The sequence below is a fragment of the Streptomyces sp. TSRI0281 genome, from assembly GCF_001905125.1.
GTDB lineage: Bacteria > Actinomycetota > Actinomycetes > Streptomycetales > Streptomycetaceae > Streptomyces.
In genome coordinates, this window is the sequence record NZ_LWLE01000001.1 from 684,289 (window position 1) to 704,367 (window position 20,079).

Annotated in this window: 17 protein-coding genes and 4 pseudogenes; 8 read left to right on the forward strand and 13 right to left on the reverse strand. The window is 69.9% G+C overall.

Translation table 11 applies throughout. The features are described from left to right. Window positions 1-75: 75 nt before the first annotated feature. From glmS to A6A29_RS03040, 4 genes and pseudogenes are all read right to left on the reverse strand, one after another. Entirely contained in the window at window positions 76-1,923 is a 1,848-nt protein-coding gene (gene glmS, locus A6A29_RS03025) for a glutamine--fructose-6-phosphate transaminase (isomerizing) (RefSeq protein WP_073718328.1), read from the reverse strand. 142 nt (window positions 1,924-2,065) lie between these two features. Next, entirely contained in the window at window positions 2,066-3,421 is a 1,356-nt protein-coding gene (locus A6A29_RS03030; protein ID WP_073718329.1) for a M14 family metallopeptidase, read from the reverse strand. 207 nt (window positions 3,422-3,628) lie between these two features. Beyond that, window positions 3,629-4,591 (reverse strand): annotated as a pseudogene (locus A6A29_RS03035) (RNA polymerase sigma factor); the annotation flags it as partial. 155 nt (window positions 4,592-4,746) lie between these two features. Then, complete coding sequence (locus tag A6A29_RS03040) at window positions 4,747-5,640, reverse strand: NADP-dependent oxidoreductase (protein WP_073718330.1); 894 nt, start codon at window positions 5,638-5,640, stop codon at window positions 4,747-4,749. Between the two features lie 70 nt (window positions 5,641-5,710). Between A6A29_RS03040 and A6A29_RS03045 the strand changes: the two genes are divergently transcribed. After that, complete coding sequence (locus tag A6A29_RS03045) at window positions 5,711-6,286, forward strand: TetR/AcrR family transcriptional regulator (protein WP_073718331.1); 576 nt, start codon at window positions 5,711-5,713, stop codon at window positions 6,284-6,286. Between the two features lie 131 nt (window positions 6,287-6,417). On the opposite strand, the gene A6A29_RS03050 is transcribed toward A6A29_RS03045, so the two are convergent. Next, window positions 6,418-7,044, reverse strand: a complete 627-nt coding sequence (locus A6A29_RS03050) for an SAM-dependent methyltransferase (RefSeq protein WP_073718332.1) — start codon at window positions 7,042-7,044, stop codon at window positions 6,418-6,420. A gap of 88 nt (window positions 7,045-7,132) precedes the next feature. Between A6A29_RS03050 and A6A29_RS03055 the strand changes: the two genes are divergently transcribed. Both A6A29_RS03055 and A6A29_RS03060 read left to right on the forward strand, forming a co-directional pair. After that, window positions 7,133-7,741, forward strand: a complete 609-nt coding sequence (locus A6A29_RS03055) for a helix-turn-helix domain-containing protein (RefSeq protein ID WP_073718333.1) — start codon at window positions 7,133-7,135, stop codon at window positions 7,739-7,741. A gap of 187 nt (window positions 7,742-7,928) precedes the next feature. After that, window positions 7,929-8,483, forward strand: coding sequence for a GNAT family N-acetyltransferase (locus tag A6A29_RS03060; RefSeq protein ID WP_385729420.1), 555 nt, complete (start codon window positions 7,929-7,931; stop codon window positions 8,481-8,483). Window positions 8,484-8,594: 111 nt separating this feature from the next. Here A6A29_RS03060 and A6A29_RS03065 read toward each other — a convergent pair whose 3' ends face one another. After that, a complete protein-coding gene (locus tag A6A29_RS03065; protein WP_073718334.1) occupies window positions 8,595-9,644 on the reverse strand; it encodes a hypothetical protein in 1,050 nt (349 codons plus the stop codon). A 747-nt stretch (window positions 9,645-10,391) separates the two neighbouring features. On the opposite strand from A6A29_RS03065, the gene A6A29_RS03075 reads away from it, so the two are divergent. From A6A29_RS03075 to A6A29_RS46160, 3 genes and pseudogenes are all read left to right on the forward strand, one after another. Next, window positions 10,392-11,330: an ATP-grasp domain-containing protein gene (locus A6A29_RS03075; RefSeq protein WP_073718335.1), complete on the forward strand. Its 939-nt coding sequence runs from the start codon at window positions 10,392-10,394 to the stop codon at window positions 11,328-11,330. Window positions 11,331-11,673: 343 nt separating this feature from the next. After that, window positions 11,674-12,468, forward strand: a complete 795-nt coding sequence (locus A6A29_RS03085) for an SDR family oxidoreductase (RefSeq protein ID WP_073718336.1) — start codon at window positions 11,674-11,676, stop codon at window positions 12,466-12,468. 48 nt (window positions 12,469-12,516) lie between these two features. Then, a pseudogene (locus A6A29_RS46160) lies at window positions 12,517-12,671 on the forward strand (IS5 family transposase); the annotation flags it as partial. Window positions 12,672-12,806: 135 nt separating this feature from the next. Here A6A29_RS46160 and A6A29_RS45115 read toward each other — a convergent pair. From A6A29_RS45115 to A6A29_RS03110, 4 genes and pseudogenes are all read right to left on the reverse strand, one after another. Next, window positions 12,807-13,382, reverse strand: coding sequence for a TetR/AcrR family transcriptional regulator (locus A6A29_RS45115; RefSeq protein WP_073718337.1), 576 nt, complete (start codon window positions 13,380-13,382; stop codon window positions 12,807-12,809). Then, window positions 13,379-13,768, reverse strand: coding sequence for a hypothetical protein (locus A6A29_RS45120; RefSeq protein ID WP_073718338.1), 390 nt, complete (start codon window positions 13,766-13,768; stop codon window positions 13,379-13,381). Before A6A29_RS45120 ends, A6A29_RS45115 begins: the two co-directional genes overlap by 4 nt. 144 nt (window positions 13,769-13,912) lie before the next feature. Continuing rightward, window positions 13,913-14,539: pseudogene (locus A6A29_RS03105) on the reverse strand (IS5 family transposase); the annotation flags it as partial. Between the two features lie 45 nt (window positions 14,540-14,584). Continuing rightward, window positions 14,585-15,100, reverse strand: coding sequence for a DinB family protein (locus A6A29_RS03110; RefSeq protein WP_073718339.1), 516 nt, complete (start codon window positions 15,098-15,100; stop codon window positions 14,585-14,587). Between the two features lie 435 nt (window positions 15,101-15,535). Here A6A29_RS03110 and A6A29_RS03115 point away from each other — a divergent pair, with 435 nt between their 5' ends. Beyond that, window positions 15,536-18,091: a DUF7507 domain-containing protein gene (locus tag A6A29_RS03115; RefSeq protein WP_079182549.1), complete on the forward strand. Its 2,556-nt coding sequence runs from the start codon at window positions 15,536-15,538 to the stop codon at window positions 18,089-18,091. Window positions 18,092-18,378: 287 nt separating this feature from the next. On the opposite strand, the gene A6A29_RS03120 is transcribed toward A6A29_RS03115, so the two are convergent. From A6A29_RS03120 to map, 3 genes and pseudogenes are all read right to left on the reverse strand, one after another. Further along, complete coding sequence (locus A6A29_RS03120; protein WP_385729365.1) at window positions 18,379-18,588, reverse strand: hypothetical protein; 210 nt, start codon at window positions 18,586-18,588, stop codon at window positions 18,379-18,381. Window positions 18,589-18,609: 21 nt separating this feature from the next. Continuing rightward, a pseudogene (locus A6A29_RS46165) lies at window positions 18,610-18,786 on the reverse strand (IS5/IS1182 family transposase); the annotation flags it as partial. Window positions 18,787-18,833: 47 nt separating this feature from the next. Then, entirely contained in the window at window positions 18,834-19,601 is a 768-nt protein-coding gene (gene map / locus A6A29_RS03125) for a type I methionyl aminopeptidase (RefSeq protein WP_073718341.1), read from the reverse strand. A gap of 62 nt (window positions 19,602-19,663) precedes the next feature. On the opposite strand from map, the gene A6A29_RS03130 reads away from it, so the two are divergent. Further along, a complete protein-coding gene (locus A6A29_RS03130) occupies window positions 19,664-19,948 on the forward strand; it encodes a helix-turn-helix domain-containing protein (protein WP_073718342.1) in 285 nt (94 codons plus the stop codon). Window positions 19,949-20,079 lie beyond the last annotated feature (131 nt).

Below are 20,079 nucleotides of genomic sequence, written 5' to 3' on the forward strand. Positions count from 1 at the left end.
ACCCTCGCCACTCCCCTTGTCATGCCTGTTGCCACTCCCGGCTCACTCCCCGCTCACGGCCGGCTCACCGGCCGCTCACTCCACGGTCACGGACTTCGCCAGATTGCGCGGCTGGTCCACCTCGTTGCCGCGGGCCGTCGCGAGCTCACAGGCGAAGACCTGGAGCGGCACGGTGGAGACCAGCGGCTGAAGCAGCGTAGGCGTAACGGGGATGGTGATGAGGTGGTCGGCGTACGGAGCGACGGCCTCGTCGCCCTCCTCGGCGATGACGATGGTGCGGGCGCCGCGGGCCCTGATCTCCTGGATGTTCGACACGATCTTGTCGTGCAGCAGGGAGCGGCCGCGCGGCGAGGGCACGATCACGACGACCGGCAGGTCCTCCTCGATGAGCGCGATCGGCCCGTGCTTGAGCTCACCCGCGGCGAAGCCCTCGGCGTGCATGTACGCGAGTTCCTTGAGCTTCAGCGCGCCTTCGAGGGCGACCGGGTAGCCGACGTGGCGTCCGAGGAAGAGCACGGTGTTCTTGTCGGCGAGGGACCGCGCCAGCGCGCGTACGGGCTCCATGGTCGCGAGGACCCGCTCGACCTGCTCGGAGATGGCCGAGAGCTGCCGTACGACGGTCCGGATCTCGTCGCCCCACTTCGTCCCGCGCACCTGCCCGAGGTACAGGGCGACGAGGTAGCAGGCGACGAGCTGGGTGAGGAACGCCTTGGTGGAGGCGACGGCGACCTCGGGTCCGGCGTGCGTGTAGAGGACGGCGTCGGACTCCCTGGGGATGGTCGACCCGTTCGTGTTGCAGATGGCGAGGACCTTCGCGCCCTGTTCGCGGGCGTGCCGCACGGCCATGAGGGTGTCCATGGTCTCGCCGGACTGCGAGATGGCGATGACGAGGGTGCGGTGGTCGAGGATCGGGTCGCGGTAGCGGAACTCGCTGGCCAGCTCGGTCTCGCAGGGCAGCCGGGTCCAGTGCTCGATGGCGTACTTGGCGATCATCCCGGCGTGGAACGCGGTCCCGCAGGCCACGACGACGACCTTGTCGATCTCCCGGAGCACACCGGGCGCGATGCGCACCTCGTCCAGCAGCAGGGAGCCCTCCTGGTCGATCCGCCCGAGGAGGGTGTCCGCGACGGCCTTGGGCTGCTCGGCGATCTCCTTGAGCATGAAGTAGTCGTAGCCGCCCTTCTCGGCGGCGGAGGCGTCCCAGTCCACGTGGTACTCGCGCACCTCGGCGGCCCGCCCGTCGAACCCGGTGACGACGACCCCGGCCCGGCTCAGCTCGACGACCTGGTCCTGCCCCAGCTCGATCGCGGCGCGGGTGTGCGCGATGAACGCGGCGACGTCGGAGGCGAGGAACACCTCGCCCTCGCCCACTCCCACGACGAGCGGCGAGTTGCGCCGGGCGCCCACCACCACATCGGGCTGATCGGCGTGCACGGCGACGAGGGTGAAGGCCCCCTCCAGCCTCCGGCACACCTGCCGCATCGCCTCGGCCAGCTCCCCGCACCCGGAGAACGCCTCGGCCAGCAGATGCGCCACCACCTCGGTGTCGGTCTCCGAACCCAGCGCGTGCCCGCGCCCGATGAGCTCGTGCCGGAGCGCGGCGAAGTTCTCGATGATCCCGTTGTGCACGACGGCGACCCGGCCCGCGTTGTCCAGATGCGGATGGGCGTTGATGTCGTTGGGCGCCCCATGGGTGGCCCACCGGGTGTGCCCGATGCCGGTGCGACCGGCCGGAAGGGGCCGGTCCTTCAGCTCCTTCTCCAGATTGACGAGCTTGCCCGCCTTCTTCGCGGCGGCCAGCCCGCCATCCGCGAGAACGGCGACACCCGCCGAGTCGTAGCCCCGGTATTCGAGGCGCTTGAGACCTGCGACGACGACGTCCTGCGCCGACTGTCCTCCGACGTAACCCACGATTCCGCACATATCGGCACCCTAAGGCCGTGCTCCTCCTCACGGGAGGAGGAGCACGCGGGACGGATCAGCCACCCTTCGAACGCACCGGTTCCGCACGTCCCGGACGCGCCCCGTCCGACCGTCAGGCGCGGTACTGCCGCCCGTCCGGCCCTCAGGCGCAGTACTGCGCCTCCTTGCCGATCGACCGGTACATGCAGTCCGCGTTCTCGATCAGTTGGAGCACCGCGTCCCGGTTGCGCGAGGTCTCCCGCTCGATCACCTCGTCGGGCGGGTAGAAGCCGCCGCCCCCGGCCGATCCCGGATACATCTCGAAGGTGTAGGAGAAGATCCGCTGCGAACCCCACAGCCAGTCGTCGATCGAGCCGTCGGTGATGTAGAGGTCGCTGGACTGCTCGGCGGTGTAGCCGTTGCTCGCGCCCATCTTCTTGCCGACGGCGGCGAACGCGTTGCGGTCGTCGGCCGTCATGCCGGTGGCGGTGTCGTCGTAGGTGTAGCCGAACGGCCACAGCACCAGCTGGCTGTACGTGTGGAAGTCGATGCCCGCCGTGATCTGCTGCTTCCCGCCGACCACCCGGCTGCGGACGAAGTCGGCGACGACCTTCGTCTCGGGCGCGGATTCGGCCGCGGCTCCGCGGTAGGTCTCCGACGAGGTGCTGGAGGAGGAGCCGCCGCAGCAGCCCCATTTGTAGGCCCAGTTGCGGTTGAGGTCCGTTCCCACGGCGCTGGAGCCGGAGTTGGGCTGCCGGTTCTTGCGCCAGCTGCGGTACGAGCCCGACGCGATGTCGTACTCGCCGCCGTCGGGGTTCAGGTCCGGCACGATCCACAGCTCGCGGGCGTTGACCGCCTGGGTGATCCGGGGGTCGGTGCCGTAGTCCTCACCGAGCTCGCGGAGCAGGTAGAGCGACATCTCGACGGTCAGGTGCTCGCGGGCGTGCTGGTGGGCGGTGAAGAGGACCTCGGGCTCGGCCTCGTCGGTGCCGACGTTGTCGCTGACCTTGATCGCGACGATGTCCCGGCCCTGGTAGGTCTTCCCGATCACGCGCTTGCTCATGATCGAGGGGTACGCGGCGATGCGCGCGTCGATCTCCGCGTTCATCTCGGCGTAGTTGTGGTAGCCGGAGTCGGACGGCGGAAAGTCGAGGATCCCGGCGTCACCCGGCGCGACCGGTTCGGCCCCGGGCGCGGGCAGCGCCGCCAGCACATGGCCGCGCGCCCGGAGCCTCTTGGCCTGGGCGGCGTCCGCGGTGATCACGATGCCGTGGTCGTGCACCTCGTCGATCGAGACTCCGGCGCGGGCGATCTCGGTGCGGGCGGCGGCGGTGGTGCGCCCGGTGATCTCGTACTGCGAGGTCTGCTCGTCCGCGGCGACGACCGCGCTGCGCGCCGAGGTGTCGGCACTGGCGACGGCGGTGACGGGAGCGGCGAGTCCGAGGGCGAGCAGGACGGCGAGGGTGGCGTTCCGTCTGGTTCTCGTCGGCCGGGATTTCCGTGCGTGGAGAAGTCGCATACTGGCAGTCTCCTGAGTCCGGATGGGTGGGGGGATGGACCTGCGCGACGCACACATGGTCGTGTCATGACATGACCGGGTCAAGAGGATGGTTCCGGCCAAGGGCACGACGACGGCGCACGCAGGGCGGACGCGCTCCTGCCCTGCCGAGCGCCCCGCCGCCCCCGCGCACCCCCGCACACCCATCGGTGAGCTGCTCCGCGCCCCCTACCGACCGAGCGCCCCACCGCCCCGCTCGGCCTCCGCGAGCCGCAGGCGCAGCGCGGCCTTCTCCGGCTCGGTGCCCGGCAGTCCGAGCGCTTCCCGGTACGCGGCGGCGGCCTCGCCGAAGCGCTCCAGGCGGCACAGCAGGTCGCCCCGCGCGGCCGGATACGGCGGGTACGCGCGCAGCCTCGGCTCCCCGGCGAGTGCGTCGAGCAGCGCGAGCCCCGCCTCCGGGCCGTCCCGCATCGCCACCGCCACGGCCCGGTTCAGAGCGATCACCGGGGACGGGGCGAGCGCGAGCAGCACGTCGTACAGGGCCACGATCTGCGGCCAGTCCGTGCTCGCGACGTCCGCCGCCTCGTCGTGCAGGGCGGCGACGGCGGCCTGCACCCCGTACGGCCCGGCCGGACCGCCGGTCAGCGCGTCGACCACCAGGACGCGCCCCTCCTCGATCATGTCCCGGTCCCAGCGCCCCCGGTCCTGCTCATCCAGCAGCACCGGCTCGCCGCCCGGCCCGGTGCGGGCATCGCGCCGGGCGTGGACGAGCAGCATCAGGGCGAGGAGCCCGGCGGTCTCGCGTTCGGCGGGCAGCAGTCGGCGCAGGATCCGGGCCAGCCGGATCGCCTCCTCGGCCAGGTCCGTCCGCTGGAGGCTGGGCCCGGAGCTGGCGGCGTACCCCTCGGTGAAGATCGAGTAGAGGGCCTGGAGCACCCCGGGCAGCCGCTCCGGCAGCTCGTCGGCACCGGGCACCCGGAACGGGATGCGGGCCACGCGGATCTTCTTCTTCGCCCGCACGATCCGCTGGGCCATGGTGGCGGTCGGCACCAGGAAGGCCCGTGCCACCTCCGGTGTGGTGAGTCCGGCCAGGCAGCGCAGGATCAGGGCGGTCCGGTCCTCGGCGGCGAGTGCCGGGTGGGCGCAGGTGAAGAACAGCTGCAACCGTTCGTCGGGCAGCTCACCGGTGGCACCACCGGCCGGTGCGGCGTACGCGCGCACCACCGGCCGGTGCGGCGTACGCGCGCTCCGTCTCCGCCCGTTCCGCGTCCGCGCGGAGGACGACGAACGGGACAGGGCTCGATCGACACGCCCTGAACAATTTTTCCTTGTGCGCGGGAGATGACTCAGACGACGATGACCCGGCGCCCCCGCGTGTGACCGGCCTGGCTGTCGATGTGCGCCGCCGCGGCCTCGGCGAGCGGGTACGACTTCTCGACCGGGATGTGGAGCTTTCCCCGCGAGATGAGGTCGGCGGCCACCGCGAGCGCTTCCGGCACGCTCCCGGCCACGCCGGAGAACCGGACACCGAGATCCGGCGCGCCGAGATCGGCGATGGAGATCACCTTCTGCGGATTCCCGGTCAGCTCCACGAGCTCACGGATCACGCCCGAGCCGGCCAGATCGAGCGCCGCGTCGACGGGGCCGAGTTGCCGCACCCGCTCGACCCAGCCCTCGCCGTACGTCGTGGCTACGGCACCCAGGCCGCGCAGATAGTCCTGGTTCGCGGCCCCGGCCGTGCCGATCACCGTGATGCCGCGGTCGCGGGCGATCTGCAGCACCGCCGATCCGACTCCCCCGGACGCGCCGCTGACCAGCAGCGTCTGCCCGGACCGCACACCGACCTGGCCGATGATGCGCAGCGCGGTCTCCACCACGGAGGGGTACCCGGCCGCCTCTTCGAAGGTCAGGCCCTCGGGCATACGGGCCCAGGCCGACAGCACGGCGAACTCGGCATAGGTGCTCGCCCCTTCGCCGAACACATGGTCGCCGACCGCGACCCCTTCGACGCCGTCGCCGATCTCGTCCACCACCCCTGAGGCGTCCAGCCCGACCCCGGCGGGCAGTTCGAGCGGATGGGCCGCCAGGATCTGGCCCTCACGAACCCTCCAGTCGACGGGGTTCACACCCGCCGCCCGTACGGCGATGCGTATCTGGCCGGGGCCCGCTTGGGGCTCCTCGGCGTCCACGAGTTGCAGAACGTCCGGACCGCCGAAATCGGCGAAGCTCACTTTCTTCATACGGCCGAACGTAACACTAACGGTTAGCTTTTAGAAACCGTTCCATCTTTGCATTTGATAGCGTCAGGGCATGACCGTGCAGTCCGGACGCCGCGAGCGCAAGAAGGCCGCGACCCGCCAGAAGATCGCTGACACCGCCCTGCGGCTCTTCCTGGAGCGCGGGTACGACGCCGTGGGCATCCGCGATGTGGCCGCCGAGGCCGATGTGGCCGTCACCACGCTCTTCTCCCACTTCGCCTCCAAAGAGGCCCTGGTGTTCGAGCGGGACGAGGACTTCGAGCACCGCCTCGCGCAGGCGGTCACCGACCGGGCCCCGCACGAGCCACTCATCCCCGCGCTGCGCCGCGAGATCCTGGCCCTGGTACGCCATTGCACGGCGGACGGCGCCGCCCCGATCTGGCGGATGATCGACGAATCGCCCGCCCTGCGGAAGTACGAGGAGTCGATGCGGCTGCGCCACGCGGAGTCACTGGCAACGGCCATCGCCGCCGACCTCGGCCTGCCACAGCCCACAACGGCCTGCCGCACGATCGCGAGGTTCGCGATCGACGCCCATTCGCTGGCCCGCGAGGCGGCCGATCCGGAGGCCGCGGTGGACGAGATCTTCCTGATGATCGAGGCGGCCTGGGCGGTCGCCCGCCCGTGAAGAAGGCCCGTTCACCTCGGTAACGGCAGGCCGGGCACGCGTTGACCGGTGCCGCGCCCACGGCGGCGGGGCGTCACGGCATCGGTCGCGGCGCGTGGTGCCGGGCCCGGTCGCCTCCTTCACCGCAGGTGTCAGGCGGTGCGGCGCAGGAGGAGGACATGGTCGGTGACCTCGGCGGTGCTCCCGTCCGGGCCGGTCGCGATCCGGCGGGGTGAGTCGGCCTGCTCGACCGTCCAGGTCTCCGGGGCCAGGCCGATATCCGCGGCGATCTCCCGCGGGCCGGAGTAGCGGGTGTCGGGGTCCTGGTTCCACGACCACGGCGCGGCCGAGCCGTGGTCGACGACCAGCAGCCGCCCGCCGGGGCGCAGTGCGTGCGCGGCCGAGCGCAGCGCGGTTGCCCGGTCCAGGTCGAAAGGGGTCTGCAGGTAGTGGGCGCAGATCAGGTCGAATCCGCCGGGCGGGAACGACGTGTGCACGTCGTGCCGCACGGTAATGACACGGTCGTCCAGGCCGTGTGCGCGGGCGAGGGAAGCGAGCCGTTCGACCGCCACGGCCGAGATGTCGATGGCGGTGACGTGCCAGCCCTGGCGGGCGAGCCACAGCGCGTCGCCGCCTTCACCGCATCCGAGGTCCAACGCGTCACCGGGCGGCAGGCCCGTCACCGTCTCCGTGAGGCGGGCGTTCGGCTGCGGGCCGTCGGCCGCCGGCCGGGCCGCGTAGACGCCGTCCCAGAACGCGACCGCTTCGGTGGTGCTCATCAAGACTCCCTGTGTCGGTTGGTACGTGAGTCTTGCCGGGCACCCCGCGATCCGGCACGGAAACTTGCGGTAATGGCAAGATGGCCCGATGGATGGCACGAGCGACGACGACGTGCTCGACGCGGTGGGGCCACGGCTGCGCGCACTGCGCCGTGAACGCGGCATCACCCTCGCCGACCTCGCGTCGGCCATCGGCGTCTCGGAGAGCACGCTGTCCCGGCTGGAGAACGGGCAGCGCCGGCCGAGCCTGGAACTGCTGCTGCCGCTGGCCCGCACCTATGACGTTCCGCTGGACGACCTCGTCGGCGCCCCGCGCACCGGCGATCCCCGCATGTACCTCAAGCCGGTCAGCCGGTTCGGGATGACCTTCGTGCCCCTGTCCCGGCGACCGGGCGGTGTGCACGCGTTCAAGATGATCGTCCCCGCCCGGCCGGAACCACGCGAACCGACCCCGCAGACCCACGAAGGCTTCGAATGGCTCTACGTGCTCAGCGGACGCCTACGGCTCGTGATCGGCGAGCGCGACCTGACACTGCCGCCCGGCGAGGCAGCCGAGTTCGACACGTCCGTGCCGCACTGGCTGGGCAGCGCCGACGGCGGCGCGGTCGAGCTGCTCATCCTGTTCGGCCTGCAAGGGGTACGCGCGCACGTACGCACCGACCCTCATGGGTCGTCCGGGACCGGGAGGGGGCGGTGAAGGACGGCGTCGGGGAACGTCCCATGACCGGACCCATACCCGGACCGGTGACGATCAGCGCCCGAGCAGGATGCCACGCCGTCACCCCCGTAACAGCCGCGTTCAGGGTGGCGGCGACGACGTACTCCTGACCCCGCACTCACCATCGGAGGCCATCATCAGCACCAGCCTTGAGCCGATCCTGTGGATCAGCGCCGGTACCTGTGCTCTCGGCCCCTACCGCGCCGACCTGGTCGAAACGTACTGGCGCTGGGAGCAGGACCCCGCTCTCCTGGTCGGCTACGGCCGTCAGAGCCCCGAGTCGCTCGAAGCCCGAACCGAGGGCATGACCCACCAGCTCCGCGGCGGGAACATCCGCTTCACCATTTACGACCTGAGCTCCGGCGCCCCGGCACCGGCCGGCGTCGCCACGCTGCTGCCGGACCACTCCGTGCGGACCGCCGAGTACGTGATCATGCTCGCCGCCGAAGCTCGCGGCCGTGGGCTCGGCACCCAGGCCACGCGGCTCACCCTCGACTACGCCTTCCACATCACCAACCTGCGCATGGTCTGGCTCAAGGTCCTCGCCCCGAACTCCGCGGGCATCCGTGCCTACGAGAAGGCCGGATTCCGCACTGCGGGGACCTTGCGCGAGGCCGGGTACTGGCTCGGCGAGGTCTGCGACGAAGTCATGATGGACGCCCTCGCCAAGGACCACACGGGCCCGTCGGCCGTGCGTGCGGCGTTGGGGCAGGACCACTGAACGGCTCCGACGCGTTGGCGCGGGAAGTCGACCGCCCCGGCGGGTGTCGCGCGGCCCCAAGTTCCCCCGGAACAACGGCCCTTCCGGCGGCACCAGGAAGCGAGCATCCGCTCACGCGCTGAGCGGGTCCGGTTCACGTAAGGCTTCGGCCCAGTAGCCCCGGCAGTCGCGGCAGGGGCCCGCGACCGGTGAGCGGAAGGCCCGGTCGCAGTCGTCGCAGTTCTGCATCGGGACGACCGGCGGCGCCGTCGGCAGCAGGGGTGGCAGCAGGGCGATGAGCCGGTGCCGGAGGAGTTTCGCCGGGTGCTTGAGCGGGACGGGGAGGTCACCGGTCAGGGCGGCGCGGAGGGTGGCCGGGGTGGCGCCGCGTTCGAGCCAGGCGGCGGCACCGGGCGTGAGCTCCTGAACGTCGCGCTCGGAGAGGACCAGCTGAGCCACCGTACGCGGAAGACCGGCGAGGAGATCGGCAGCCGCCCGGTGCAACTGGGGCGTCAGGGCCTGCGGTACGGGGAGCGGCGGGGGCGGCGGTTTGGGCGCGGTGGGCGGCGGTACGAGGCGTGACGCGGGGGCGGGCTTCCGTACGGACGTCGGCGCGGGGGCGGACTCTCGTACGGACGTCGGCGCGGGCGCCGCAGCAGGCCGGGGCGTCGGCGCGGGGGCGGGCTCTCGTACGGACGTTGGCGCGGGAGTCGGCTCCCGTACGGGCGTCGGGGCGGGCGCCGCAGCGGGCCGGGGCGGCGATGCTCGCTTCGGCGCCTTCGGAGATCCCGGACCGCTGGTGTTCCTCGGGTTCTTCGGGGCTTCCTGCGGGCGTCGGTCGTGCTCCGGCAGGTTGTAGGACTCCGTACGCGTCGCGATGCGGCCGTCGCGAAGGTGGAAGCGGACCCGCCGCAGGAAGCCATGAACCTCCAGCTCGCGCAGCGCGGCGGCGATGCACGTCTCGCCCTCCTTGAAACGCTCGGCGAGCACCTTGATGCCGACCTTCGTTCCGGCGGGCAGCGACTGGATGTACGTGCTGAGGCCGATCGCGACCAGCGACAGATCGCCGTGCTGGGAAAGGGCGTTGGAGATGATCGTGAAGCGCTCGGTGAGCCGGACGTTGAGGTGCACGACACCGGATGACGGGGCAGGCGGGGGCACGCTAATCTGCTGGGTATCCATCGGGAAGCTCCTACTTCCTCGGCGGCCAGACCCTCGATCGGGATTGCAGCCCGGTCGGGGGTCGTCGCATGTCTGGGGTGGTGAGCGTGAGCATATGCCAGCCAACCAGCCCGAAATCCAGTCCAGTTGGCAAACCTCACCCGTGTGAGTGACGCCCCGCAGATGACCGGGGACAGGGGTGGGGAAGGGTTCTTTCTTCTCGGTCCTTGAAAAGCTTTTACGTCGTGACCCACCGGGACCCGCTCCACCGCGACGCCCCGCCCCACGACACGGCACACCGGGTCGCGGCCGGTCACGATCCGGTGCCGCTCGGTGCACCGGATTCCGGGTTCGCCCCCTGCCTCCCCCACGGAAGTGCGTACGTCCAAGGAAGTTGAAACCGCGCCTAGTTCAAGGTGCGGAGACGGGCCCACGGTGGTGTGATGGTGAGAGGAATGTTGAACCAAACCAACGCACGGCGGAGATGGTCATCATGGCCTCCTTCAAGCTCGGAGATCCGGTTGAACAGGAACGAAGGGGACTGACGAAGTTCTCTTCCGCGGCTGCGGCGGCAGCGCCCCCGGTCGTCCTGCGGGTCCAGCCCGAGTCCTATATCTACCTGCAGACCCCGGAGGAGTTGCGGGCGTGGGAAGAAGGGGTTCGGGCCACGACCGGCCTCAGGATCGATGCCAGCTACATGGCGGGCTCGGCGTCCGAGTCCTGCTCGTGCGGTTGCACCGATGACTGCTGCGTGGACTGTCCCGAATAATGATCCTCACCGTATCGATCGAGGATGATCTCCACACACTCGCCATCCGCGAGGCCGCGGCCCGCCGCCACTACGGCCCGTTCCATGTCGTCGAATGCGACCGGATCAGCGGTCGGCCCAGCCTCAGTTGGAGTTCGCACCGGGACTCGCCCGCCACGGTTCTGACCTCCGAGGGGATCGCGGTACCGCTGGAGGACGTCTCGGCGCTGTGGTGGCGGCGGATGAGGGCGAACCAGCAGAACTCCGCGGATGCGGCGAACGACCACGAGCGGCGGCTGGTCAACAACGACTGCCGCGGAGCGCTCGGAGGCATGTTGGCGGCCGCTTTCGCAGGCCGGTGGGTGTCGTCCCCGGAGGCGACCGACCGTGCGGCGGACAAGCTGTACCAGCTCGCCGTCGCACGGGAGGAAGGCTTCCGGGTACCGCGCACCCTGGTGTCGCAGTCGCGCCAGGAGGTCATCGATTTCGTCCGCCGCACCGGCCGGGTCATCGTGAAGCCGGTGCTGGGGGCGAGCGGACCGCTGATGTTCACTCAGTACCTCGACGACCCGTCCTCGATCCCCGAGGAGTCCTTCCGGGTGTGCCCCGCCGTCTACCAGGAGTACATCCCCGGCAGGCATCACATCAGGCTCAACTGCTTCGGCGAGGACATGTGCGCGGCCCTCATCGAAACGGGCCGGCTCGACTGGCGCCCCGACCTGAACGTCCCCATCTCGAAGTGGGAGGTTCCGGAACCACTCGCCCGGCAGGTCACATCAGTCCTGCGTCGGCTCAGCCTGCGCATGGGGATCATCGACATCAAGCTGATGCCGGACGGCGAACCGGTATGGCTGGAGGTCAACCCCCAGGGGCAGTTCCTGTTCCTGGAACCCCTCCTGGGCGAACCACTGGCCGACCGCTTCCTGGACTTCCTCATCTCGGAGGCCGCCGACGCCTAGCGTCTGTGGTGAAAGTGCTGGTCACAGCCACTCGTTGAGGACTGCGACCAGCACGGTCGCCCCGTAGCGGACCGCGAGCCCGTCCTACCTCGTGGCCCCGGCCCGGTGTCACTTGAGGCGGTGATCCGGCACCCGACCGCGTGCCGCTGCTGGTAGTCGTCCTTGTCGAACTCGGGCGGCCGTCCGCCTCGCGATCCGCGCTTGAGGCGGTTGCGGACGCGGTCCGTCAGGACCCTGATCCGCTTGCTTGGAGTGCACTCCAGGGACATAGCGTTGAGACAGCTGAACCGAACACCCAATGCGTCGACGCATCATTGCGCACGACCAACTGGAATGGCGGAAAGTGGTAGACAACCAATTCACCACGCATGCAGAACTCTTCGATCTGCGTGGAAAGCGCGCGCTCGTCACCGGTGGCACCCGAGGCATCGGAATGATGATCGCGCGTGGCCTTCTCCAGGCGGGCGTCCGCCTGGTCATCAGCTCACGCAACGCGGAAGCCTGCGCTCAGGCGCAGGAACAGCTGTCCAAGTTCGGTGAGGTGCGGGCCATCCCCGCCGACCTGTCCCGCCACGACGAGTGTCGGCGACTGTCCGACCTCGTCACCGCCGACTCGGAGCGTCTCGACATCCTCGTCAACAACGCGGGCGCCATGTGGGACGAGCCGCTGGCGACGTTCCCGGACGCGGCCTGGGACACGGTCGTCGACCTCAACCTGAAGTCGCCGTTCTGGCTGGTCCAGGCGCTGCTGCCCGCACTTCGCAGGGCGGGCACCGCCGACGATCCCGCGCGGATCATCAACATCGGCAGCATCGCCGCCATCCACATCCCCCAGCGGCCCAACTACTCGTACTCCAGCAGCAAGGCCGCACTGCATCAACTCACCAGAGTGCTCGCCAAGGAACTGGGACCGCAGCACGTCACCGTGAACGCCGTGGCGCCAGGACCGTTCCCGTCGGCGATGATGGCCGCAACCCTCGATGAGTTCGGCGAGGCGATCGCGGCGTCGGCCCCACTACGCCGGATCGGCCGCGACGACGACATGGCGGGTGTCGCCGTGTTCCTCGCCAGCCGGGCAGGCGCATACCTCACAGGCACCGTGATCCCCGTCGACGGCGGCATTGCCACAACCGCGTAGGCCGCCCAGGGTCTGTTGGCGAAAGTTGATCCTGATCGTTAGGGCCTGATCACCTGGGACGTGAACATCGGCTCCACGGTCTGCCGGGCCCACCAGCACGCGGCCGGGGCGGCGAAAAGGGGGATCTCCAGAAGGAACCGTCCGGCGGGACCACCGTCGAGCCGGCCGACCACGGGCTCGGACGCTCCCGGGGCGGCCTGACCAGGCTCACGGTCCGCTACGAGGCGACCGTGCTGATCACAGTCCTCAAAGAGTGGCTGTGGCCAGCACTTTCACCACAGACCCCAGACGGCCGGGAATTGGCGGGCGATCTAGGCCGTGTATCGAAAGTTGGGTGTTCACAAGTGACCCGGTTGACGTTTGACCAGAGTTGCGAGGCCCTCGATGAGGGGGGCGGGGTCGAGGTCTGGGTCGAGCGTGCGCTGGAGCAGGAAGCCGTCCATCGCTGCGGTGAGGGTCACTGCTGCGGCGAGCGGCCGGGCAACTCCTTGTTCGGCGAACCAGTCATGCAGTCGTTGTCGGAGCTGGAACAGGGAAGCGGCGATGTCGGTGCGCAGTTGAGCGTCCCGGTTTGCCGCTACAAGGGATTCGTACAGCAGTAGCAGTTCCGGGTCGCGTGAGTCGCTGGCGCACAGCGAGCGGAGGATCAGTTCAACGGCCACTGTCGGGTCCTGTTGTGACAGGGCCCCGTTGATGCGGTCAAGGAAGAACATTCGGATCTTGCCTGCTGCGGCGATGCGCCGGAGTTCGCTGATGCTTCCTACGTGGTAGTGGATCACGCCGGTGTTCACGCCTGCGCGCTCCGCGACACGTCTGCTGGTCACACCGCCCCAGCCCACCTCGGGGATGAGGGAGGCTGCGGCCTCGATGATCTTCTCCCGGGTGCTCGCTCCGGCGGGGGGGACGGCGTTCACAGTCGAATTCCCTGGATCGCGATCACGGCGCCCACGCCGGCCGAGGCCAGTGCGATGGCTTCGAGAACGAGCAGTTGGACCGGGAGCCGGTCGGGCACGACGGGGAACACCGCGCCGAGGTCGGCCGCGAAGACCACGGCGTAGCCCAGGCTCAGGACCAGCGCCGCCACGAACACCCAGCCCTGGCCCGCCATCGCGAACCCGGCCACCACGAAACTCGCCAGCCCGAGGGAGGTGAGGTAGGCATTGAACCCGTTGTACTGCCAGCGGGGGAGCGAGGAGAAATCCCTCGTGTCGACGAGCTTCCCCGGGACCATAGGGATCAGCAGGAGTGCCTCCCAGACCAGGAATGCCCCGGTCAAGGTCGTCAGTAGGGAATGTTCCATCACGTTCTCCAGGGGCGTAGAGGTCGGTCAATCCACTCGTCTTGGACGATAGTCCTGGACACTCGTCCAAATCAAGTCGGTTGGGACCTGGTTCACCTGCCCCTGGGTAGTCCGAAGGCGGAAATCGTCACGCATACCGGTCACAGCCAGGTTTTTGCCGGAGGCGTACGCCTTGTCAGCACGCACCCGATCGGGGCGGACACGTGGCCGGCCCGGCCCGATGCGGGGCACGCGAACCTTTGCCAGTACGGGTTCGAACTGCGGCGAGTCTCCGCGCTGTCCTGCAGTGATCACGATCGACATGGGCTTCTGACCCTGCTCGACGGCCAGGTGGAGCTTGGTGGTGAACCCGCCGCGCGACCTTCCCAGCCCATGATCACGAGGCTCGGTGAAGATGCCGCCCGCTGGTTCCTTCTGCAGGTCGCCCTGCTTGCGGGCCCCGGCCGCGTGCTGGTGGGCGCGGCAGAGCGTGGAGTCGACGCTCAAGTCCCACGTGATCACACCCTTCGCGTCGGCCAGGGACTGGAGCCGGGTGAGAATCCGCTGCCAGGTGCCGTTTCGCTGCCACCGGCGGAACAGGTCGTAGATCCGGCCCCACGGTCCGTACTTCACGGGGACGTCCCGCCACGGAACGCCTGTCCGGACCCGGAACCGTATGCCGTCGATCAACTGCCGCCGAGGCCAGACGGGCGGCCGCCCCGCCCTGGCACCCTTCGGCAACAACGGCTCCAGCGCCGCCCACTGCTCGTCCGTGAGATCTCCCCGACCCATGAACCTTGATCATTCACAGCCCAAGATCCACTTTCGGCGCACGGCCTAGACGCCGGTCTGTCCGTCGACGAGTTCACGCACCACATCGAGGTGACCGTTGTGGCGGGAAATCTCCTCGATGAGGTGGAGGACCACCCAGCGCAGGTCCACATGGCGGCCGTCGCCGATGGGACGCTCGGCCGTCGAGTCCAGGTCACGGTCGGCCACCAGGCGGCGGTAGCGGGCGCTCTGTTCCTCGTACTCGGCGAGAAGCCGAGGCAGTGGGACGTCGACCGCTGTCCGCATCTCGGGGTCGGGGTCGTCGTCGGTCGCCGTCGTGAGCGGACCCTCGGGCTCCTCACCGAGGAACATCACCTGGATCCAGTGATGTTCGACCCATCGCAGATGGCTGATCAGCCCGCACATCGTCATCAACGGTGAATTCGGGAGCGGCGCCCTGCGGGCATCTTCCTCGGACACGCCCTCACACTTGGCCCGCGCCGTGTCACGGGCGTAGTCCAGAAAGGTGGCCAGCTGCGTACGTTCGTCCCACGTGGGGGGTGTATCGGTTCGTTGTGTCATCGCGGGTGAGGCTCCCACAGCTCGGACGCGGTGTCGCGTGATTTCGAAGCCGCGCGGGCGAGCGGGCAACCACCGCCTTGCGTCGGCGCGGCCTGCAAGGTCCGCCGCACAGATCCTGGCGACCCAGAGATCATTCAAATTGCGGGTGGGTTGTCTGCCGGCCGGTCAGGAGTCCGGAGACGGCTCGGACGTTATCGGGCAGGTCCCACCGAACCCCGCGCGGACGCCGCCGTGCACCTGCGGTTCGAGAGCCTGTCCCGGAGCGGCCGGACCACCGCGTCCACGAGCCCGGGTTTCCGGTTCGATCGTGCGAGCGGTCGCCGCGGCGCCTTTACCACCCGGCCGTCATCCGGATGCGTACGCCGGAGGGTGGGAGGGCACTGAGCGTGGGGCGTGTCACGTCCGGCCGCTGGGACGAATCCTTATTTTCCTGGCATGAGCCAGAGACATTTCCGCGGTCCGACCACGAGACGCAGGCAGAAAAATCGGCTGGGGCGGTGGGCTGCGGGCGGGCTCGGTGTTCTCGCCGTGGTGGCAGCGGGGCTGGGCCTGCCGGGGCAGACGGCCGCCGCGCAGGCCGTGGGCGTACCGCTGGTGGACGAGACGTTCACCGGGGCGGATGCGATGGCGGGGTTCGAGGCGTTCGGGCCTGCCTGTCTGACGGGTGCGCCCGAGGCTCCGGCGCCCGGTCCCGGTACCCACCCGTTGACCGGCTGCCCGGCCGGTGCGACCGGCCCGGTTCCACCGAACAATGCCGCACCCAACGGCTACCTGCGGCTGACCGACGCGTCCAACGACCAGTCCGCCGCGGTCCTCTACAACCACGCCCTCCCGGCGAACCAGGGCCTGGTCACCACCTTCGACCAGTGGCAGTACGGAGGTACGACCAACCCTCCGGCCGACGGCATCTCGTTCTTCCTCATCGACGGCGCCGCGTCACTGACCGCGCCCGGGGCCTTCGGCGGCAGCCTCGGCTACGCGCAGAAGCTCCCCGACGACAACCCGAACGCGACATTCCTGCCGGGCGTCAACCGCGGCTACCTGGGGGTCGGCCTGGACGTGCTCGGCAACTACTTCGGTGACTGGGAGCACCGCGGCAACGGCTGCGCCACCCGTTCCCCGGCCGGTACGTCCTTCCGTATCCCGGCGCCCGGCGCGAACATGGTGACGCTGCGTGGACCGGGCGACGGCACCGAGGGCTACTGCTTCCTCGACGCGACGACGAGCAACTTCTCGACGACGGGGCCCTGGCCCTCCACGCTGCCGGGGCAGCTGCACGGGCCGACCACCTCGGTGCCGCCGGGCTCCACCCCGCAGGAGGCCGAAGCGCTGCTGGAGCCGTCGCGCCGTACGGTGACCGTCGAGGTCTCCCCCTCGCCCGACCCGGTGGTCACGGTCTCGATCGACTTCCATGACGGCAACGGCACCCAGCAGGTGCTGTCGACTCCGGCGCCCCAGCCTGTGCCCGCGTCCTACAAGTTCGGCTTCGCCGCGTCGACCGGACTGTTCACCGATGTCCACCTCATCCGGAACGTCAGCGTCCACCCGGCAGCCGCGCTGCCCCAGCTCAACCTGGTCAAGCAGGTTTCCCAGGAGCCGCCACTGCCGACCCCGCTGACGCCGGGCACACAGGTGCCCTATGAGTACGTGGTGACCAACAGCGGGAACGTCCCGCTGACGGATGTGGCCGTGACCGACGACAAGGTCACCGGCATCACCTGTCCGCAGACCAGCCTCGCGGTCGGCGCGACGATGACCTGCACCGGTACCTACACCGTCACCGAAGCCGACGGAACAGCCGGCTCGGTCACCAACACTGCCACCGCGCATGGGGATGCGGGCGGGACCCCGGTCGTTTCGCCGCCCGACGACGTGACCCTTCCGGTGCAGTCGGGGCCGGGGATCCGGCTGGAGAAGTCCGCCGACGACACCCGCGTGTACCGGGCCGGCGACGAGGTGACGTACACCTACACCGTCACCAACACCGGCCCCCAGGAGCTCACGGGCGTCGGCGTCACCGACGACCGCGTGACCGGGGTGACCTGCCAGGCAACCACCCTCGCCCCGACCGGTCAGCCCGGCGACAGCACCACCTGCACCGGCACGTACACGATCACCGACGCGGACGCCGAGCAGGGGTCGGTCACCAATACCGCCACCGCGCAGGGGCAGTCCGCAGGCACCTCGGTGGTGTCGCCGCCCGACGACGTCACCCTCATCGTCAGCTCCGAACTGGGGCTGCGACTGGAGAAGTCGGCCGATGACAGCCGCGTGTACCGGGCCGGTGACGTGGTGACGTACACCTACACCGTCACCAACACCGGAAACGCGACCCTGACGGGCGTCGGGGTCACCGACGATCTCGTGCCCGACGTGACCTGCGGGGCGACCACGCTGGCCCCGGGCGCGACCACCACCTGCACCGGCACATACACCGTCACCGCAGCGGATGCCGCGCGAGGAACGATCGTGAACGTGGCCGCCGCGCACGGGCAGTCCGGCTCCACGCCGGTCGTGTCACCGCCCGACGACGTCACCCTGCGGGCCGGAGGCGAGCCGGGGCTGCGGCTGACGAAGACGGTGGACGACTCACGCACCTACAAGGTGGGCGACGTGGTCACGTACACGTACACCGTCACCAACACCGGACCCCAGGAGCTCACGGGCGTCGGCGTCACCGACAACCGGGTGACCGCGGTGGCCTGCCGGGCAACCACCTTGGCCCCGGCCGGTCAGCCCGGCGACAGCACCACCTGCACCGGCACCTACCGGGTCACCCGCGCCGACGCCGAGCGCGGCACGGTCACCAATGTCGCGGTGGCGACGGCCGAGGACGGCACCGTCCGGTCGAACCAGGCCCAGGCCCGCATCACTGTCGAAAAGAAGCCGTGCCACGGCAAGCACTGCAAGCCGAGGCCGTGCCACAACAAGCATGAGAAGCACTGCAAGCCGAAGCCCTGTCAAGGGAAGAACATCTGCCGCTCGACGTGACACGACCCGCACATGAGTGAAGGATCCACGGGCACCCGCCACCACCCGGTGGCGGGTGCCCGCCCGTCTGCTGCTGGCAGGGACAGTCCTGGGTGGTCAGGTGCGGAAGTCCCGCAGGGAGCTCACACCGGACCGTCGCCGGGTCGGCCGTGCGCGTGGGGAGACCTCGGACGGGGAGGGCGGGAGCAGACCGTACGAGCCCGGGGCGGTTTCGCAACTCGCCCAACCCGTAAGGCCCTTCTCATGCCACGGCCGGACCGGGACCACTCGTACGTGGCCCGGCCCCGTCAGGAGGTTCCGGTTTCCTCGATGTTGGCCGCCATCCTGCGCAGGACCTTGAGCGCGGCCACGTACGCCTCGCCGCTGACGCCCTCGTGGACCACGGCGCGCACATCGGTCACCAGCTCGCGCAGCCGCACCCTGGCAGCCTCCCCGGCCTCGGTGGGGTGCAGGCCACCGCCGTTCTCGCTGTACGAGGACGTGAACCAACGGGGCATTCGGTCGTCACGGGTCCGGCTGCGCCATGGGTGTCCGAGCCGGCACCTGACCGGTGGGATGGCATCGACCAACGGTATGAGCGGGGTGACGTCGTTCACGGTTGCCGCCGGTGAGGATCACGGCGAGCGGTGCGCCGTGCCCGTCTGCGGTCCGGTGGTGTTTCGATCCGGTTCGGCACGATCGATCGGACCGGGTCCCGCCAGTTACCTATGCGTCCGTCTGCCGCATATGAGCGGATCTGCGGTCAGGGCAGGGTCAGGATGCGGGGGCCGTCCTCGGTGATGGCGATGGTGTGTTCGATGTGGGCGGCTCGGCTGCCGTCGATCGTGCGCAGGGTCCATCCATCGGGGTCGGTGTAGTAGTCGTTGTGCCCTCCGGCCATGAGCATGGGCTCGATGGCGAGCGTGAGGCCGTGGCGCAGGGGGAAGCCGCGGCCGGGTCGTCCGTGGTTGGGGACGTGGGGATCTTCGTGCATCGTGCGGCCGATGCCGTGGCCGCCGAAGTCGGACGGCATCCCGCAGCCGGCCTTGCGGGCGACCGCACCGATGGCGTGGGAGATGTCTCCGATCCGGTGGCCGGTGGCGGCGGCGGCGATGCCCGCGTCCAGGGCCCGTTGGGTGGCGGCGATGAGTTCGAGGTCGGCGGGGCGAGGGGTGCCGACGATGAAGCTGATCGCGGCGTCCCCGGTCCAGCCGTCGAGTTCGGCTCCGCAGTCGAGGCCGACCAGGTCGCCGTCGCGCAGGCGGTAGTCGCCGGGGATGCCGTGCGCGACGGCATCGTTCACGGACACGCAGAGCACTGCGGGGAAGGGGGTGGAGGCGAAGGACGGTTGGTATCCCAGGAACGGAGAGCGCGCTCCGGCCTTGGTGAGAACGGTGCGGGCCGCCTCGTCGAGCTCGCGCAGGCGGACTCCCACGGCTGCCGCCGCGCGACCGGCCGCCAGTGCGTGGGCCACGACGCGTCCCGCTTCCCGCATCGCTTCCAGTGCCGTGTCGGTCTTGATCTCCACCATGTGCTGTGACTCCCTGCCATGCGACGCTACCCAATACTTATACCGGTATTAGTATCACGGTCATGGTGAGAGTTCCTTTGAGCCCGCAGGAGCGTCGACGTGGGCAGCGGTTCGGGGCCCTGCTCCGCGAGGCCCGCGGTGACCGCAGCATGGTGGACGTGGCAGCGGCGGCCGGGGTGTCCGCGGAAACCCTCCGCAAGATCGAGACCGGCCGGGCCCCGACCCCGGCCTTCTTCACCGTGGCGGCCCTGGCCCACGCGCTGGGCCTGTCACTGGACGGCCTGGCCGTCGCCTGCGCGGAAGACGCCGAAGGCGGTGAGGGCGGTGAGCAGGCGACGGCGGCGTGACCCGCCCCGCGCCGGCTGGCGGCGGGAGCAGAAGCCCCTGACGCACCACGGCACGGCAGAAACACTCGTGCCCGCACCGCCCCCAGAGCAGCGCGAAGCCCCACCATGCGGCGCACGGTGGGGCCACCTTC

Bases quoted from the DNA above. Each gene is read 5' to 3' on its own strand.
- A6A29_RS03040 (WP_073718330.1), bottom strand. From the start codon at position 5,640: ATGAAGAAAGTGAGCTTCGCCGATTTCGGCGGTCCGGACGTTCTGCAA.
- A6A29_RS03055 (WP_073718333.1), top strand. From the start codon at position 7,133: ATGGATGGCACGAGCGACGACGACGTGCTCGACGCGGTGGGGCCACGG.
- A6A29_RS45120 (WP_073718338.1), bottom strand. From the start codon at position 13,768: ATGGAACATTCCCTACTGACGACCTTGACCGGGGCATTCCTGGTCTGG.
- A6A29_RS03030 (WP_073718329.1), bottom strand. From the start codon at position 3,421: ATGCGACTTCTCCACGCACGGAAATCCCGGCCGACGAGAACCAGACGG.
- glmS (WP_073718328.1), bottom strand. From the start codon at position 1,923: ATGTGCGGAATCGTGGGTTACGTCGGAGGACAGTCGGCGCAGGACGTC.
- A6A29_RS03115 (WP_079182549.1), top strand. From the start codon at position 15,536: ATGAGCCAGAGACATTTCCGCGGTCCGACCACGAGACGCAGGCAGAAA.
- map (WP_073718341.1), bottom strand. From the start codon at position 19,601: ATGGTGGAGATCAAGACCGACACGGCACTGGAAGCGATGCGGGAAGCG.
- A6A29_RS03110 (WP_073718339.1), bottom strand. From the start codon at position 15,100: ATGACACAACGAACCGATACACCCCCCACGTGGGACGAACGTACGCAG.
- A6A29_RS03130 (WP_073718342.1), top strand. From the start codon at position 19,664: ATGGTGAGAGTTCCTTTGAGCCCGCAGGAGCGTCGACGTGGGCAGCGG.
- A6A29_RS03050 (WP_073718332.1), bottom strand. From the start codon at position 7,044: ATGAGCACCACCGAAGCGGTCGCGTTCTGGGACGGCGTCTACGCGGCC.
- A6A29_RS03045 (WP_073718331.1), top strand. From the start codon at position 5,711: ATGACCGTGCAGTCCGGACGCCGCGAGCGCAAGAAGGCCGCGACCCGC.
- A6A29_RS03065 (WP_073718334.1), bottom strand. From the start codon at position 9,644: ATGGATACCCAGCAGATTAGCGTGCCCCCGCCTGCCCCGTCATCCGGT.
- A6A29_RS03075 (WP_073718335.1), top strand. From the start codon at position 10,392: ATGATCCTCACCGTATCGATCGAGGATGATCTCCACACACTCGCCATC.
- A6A29_RS03120 (WP_385729365.1), bottom strand. From the start codon at position 18,588: ATGCCCCGTTGGTTCACGTCCTCGTACAGCGAGAACGGCGGTGGCCTG.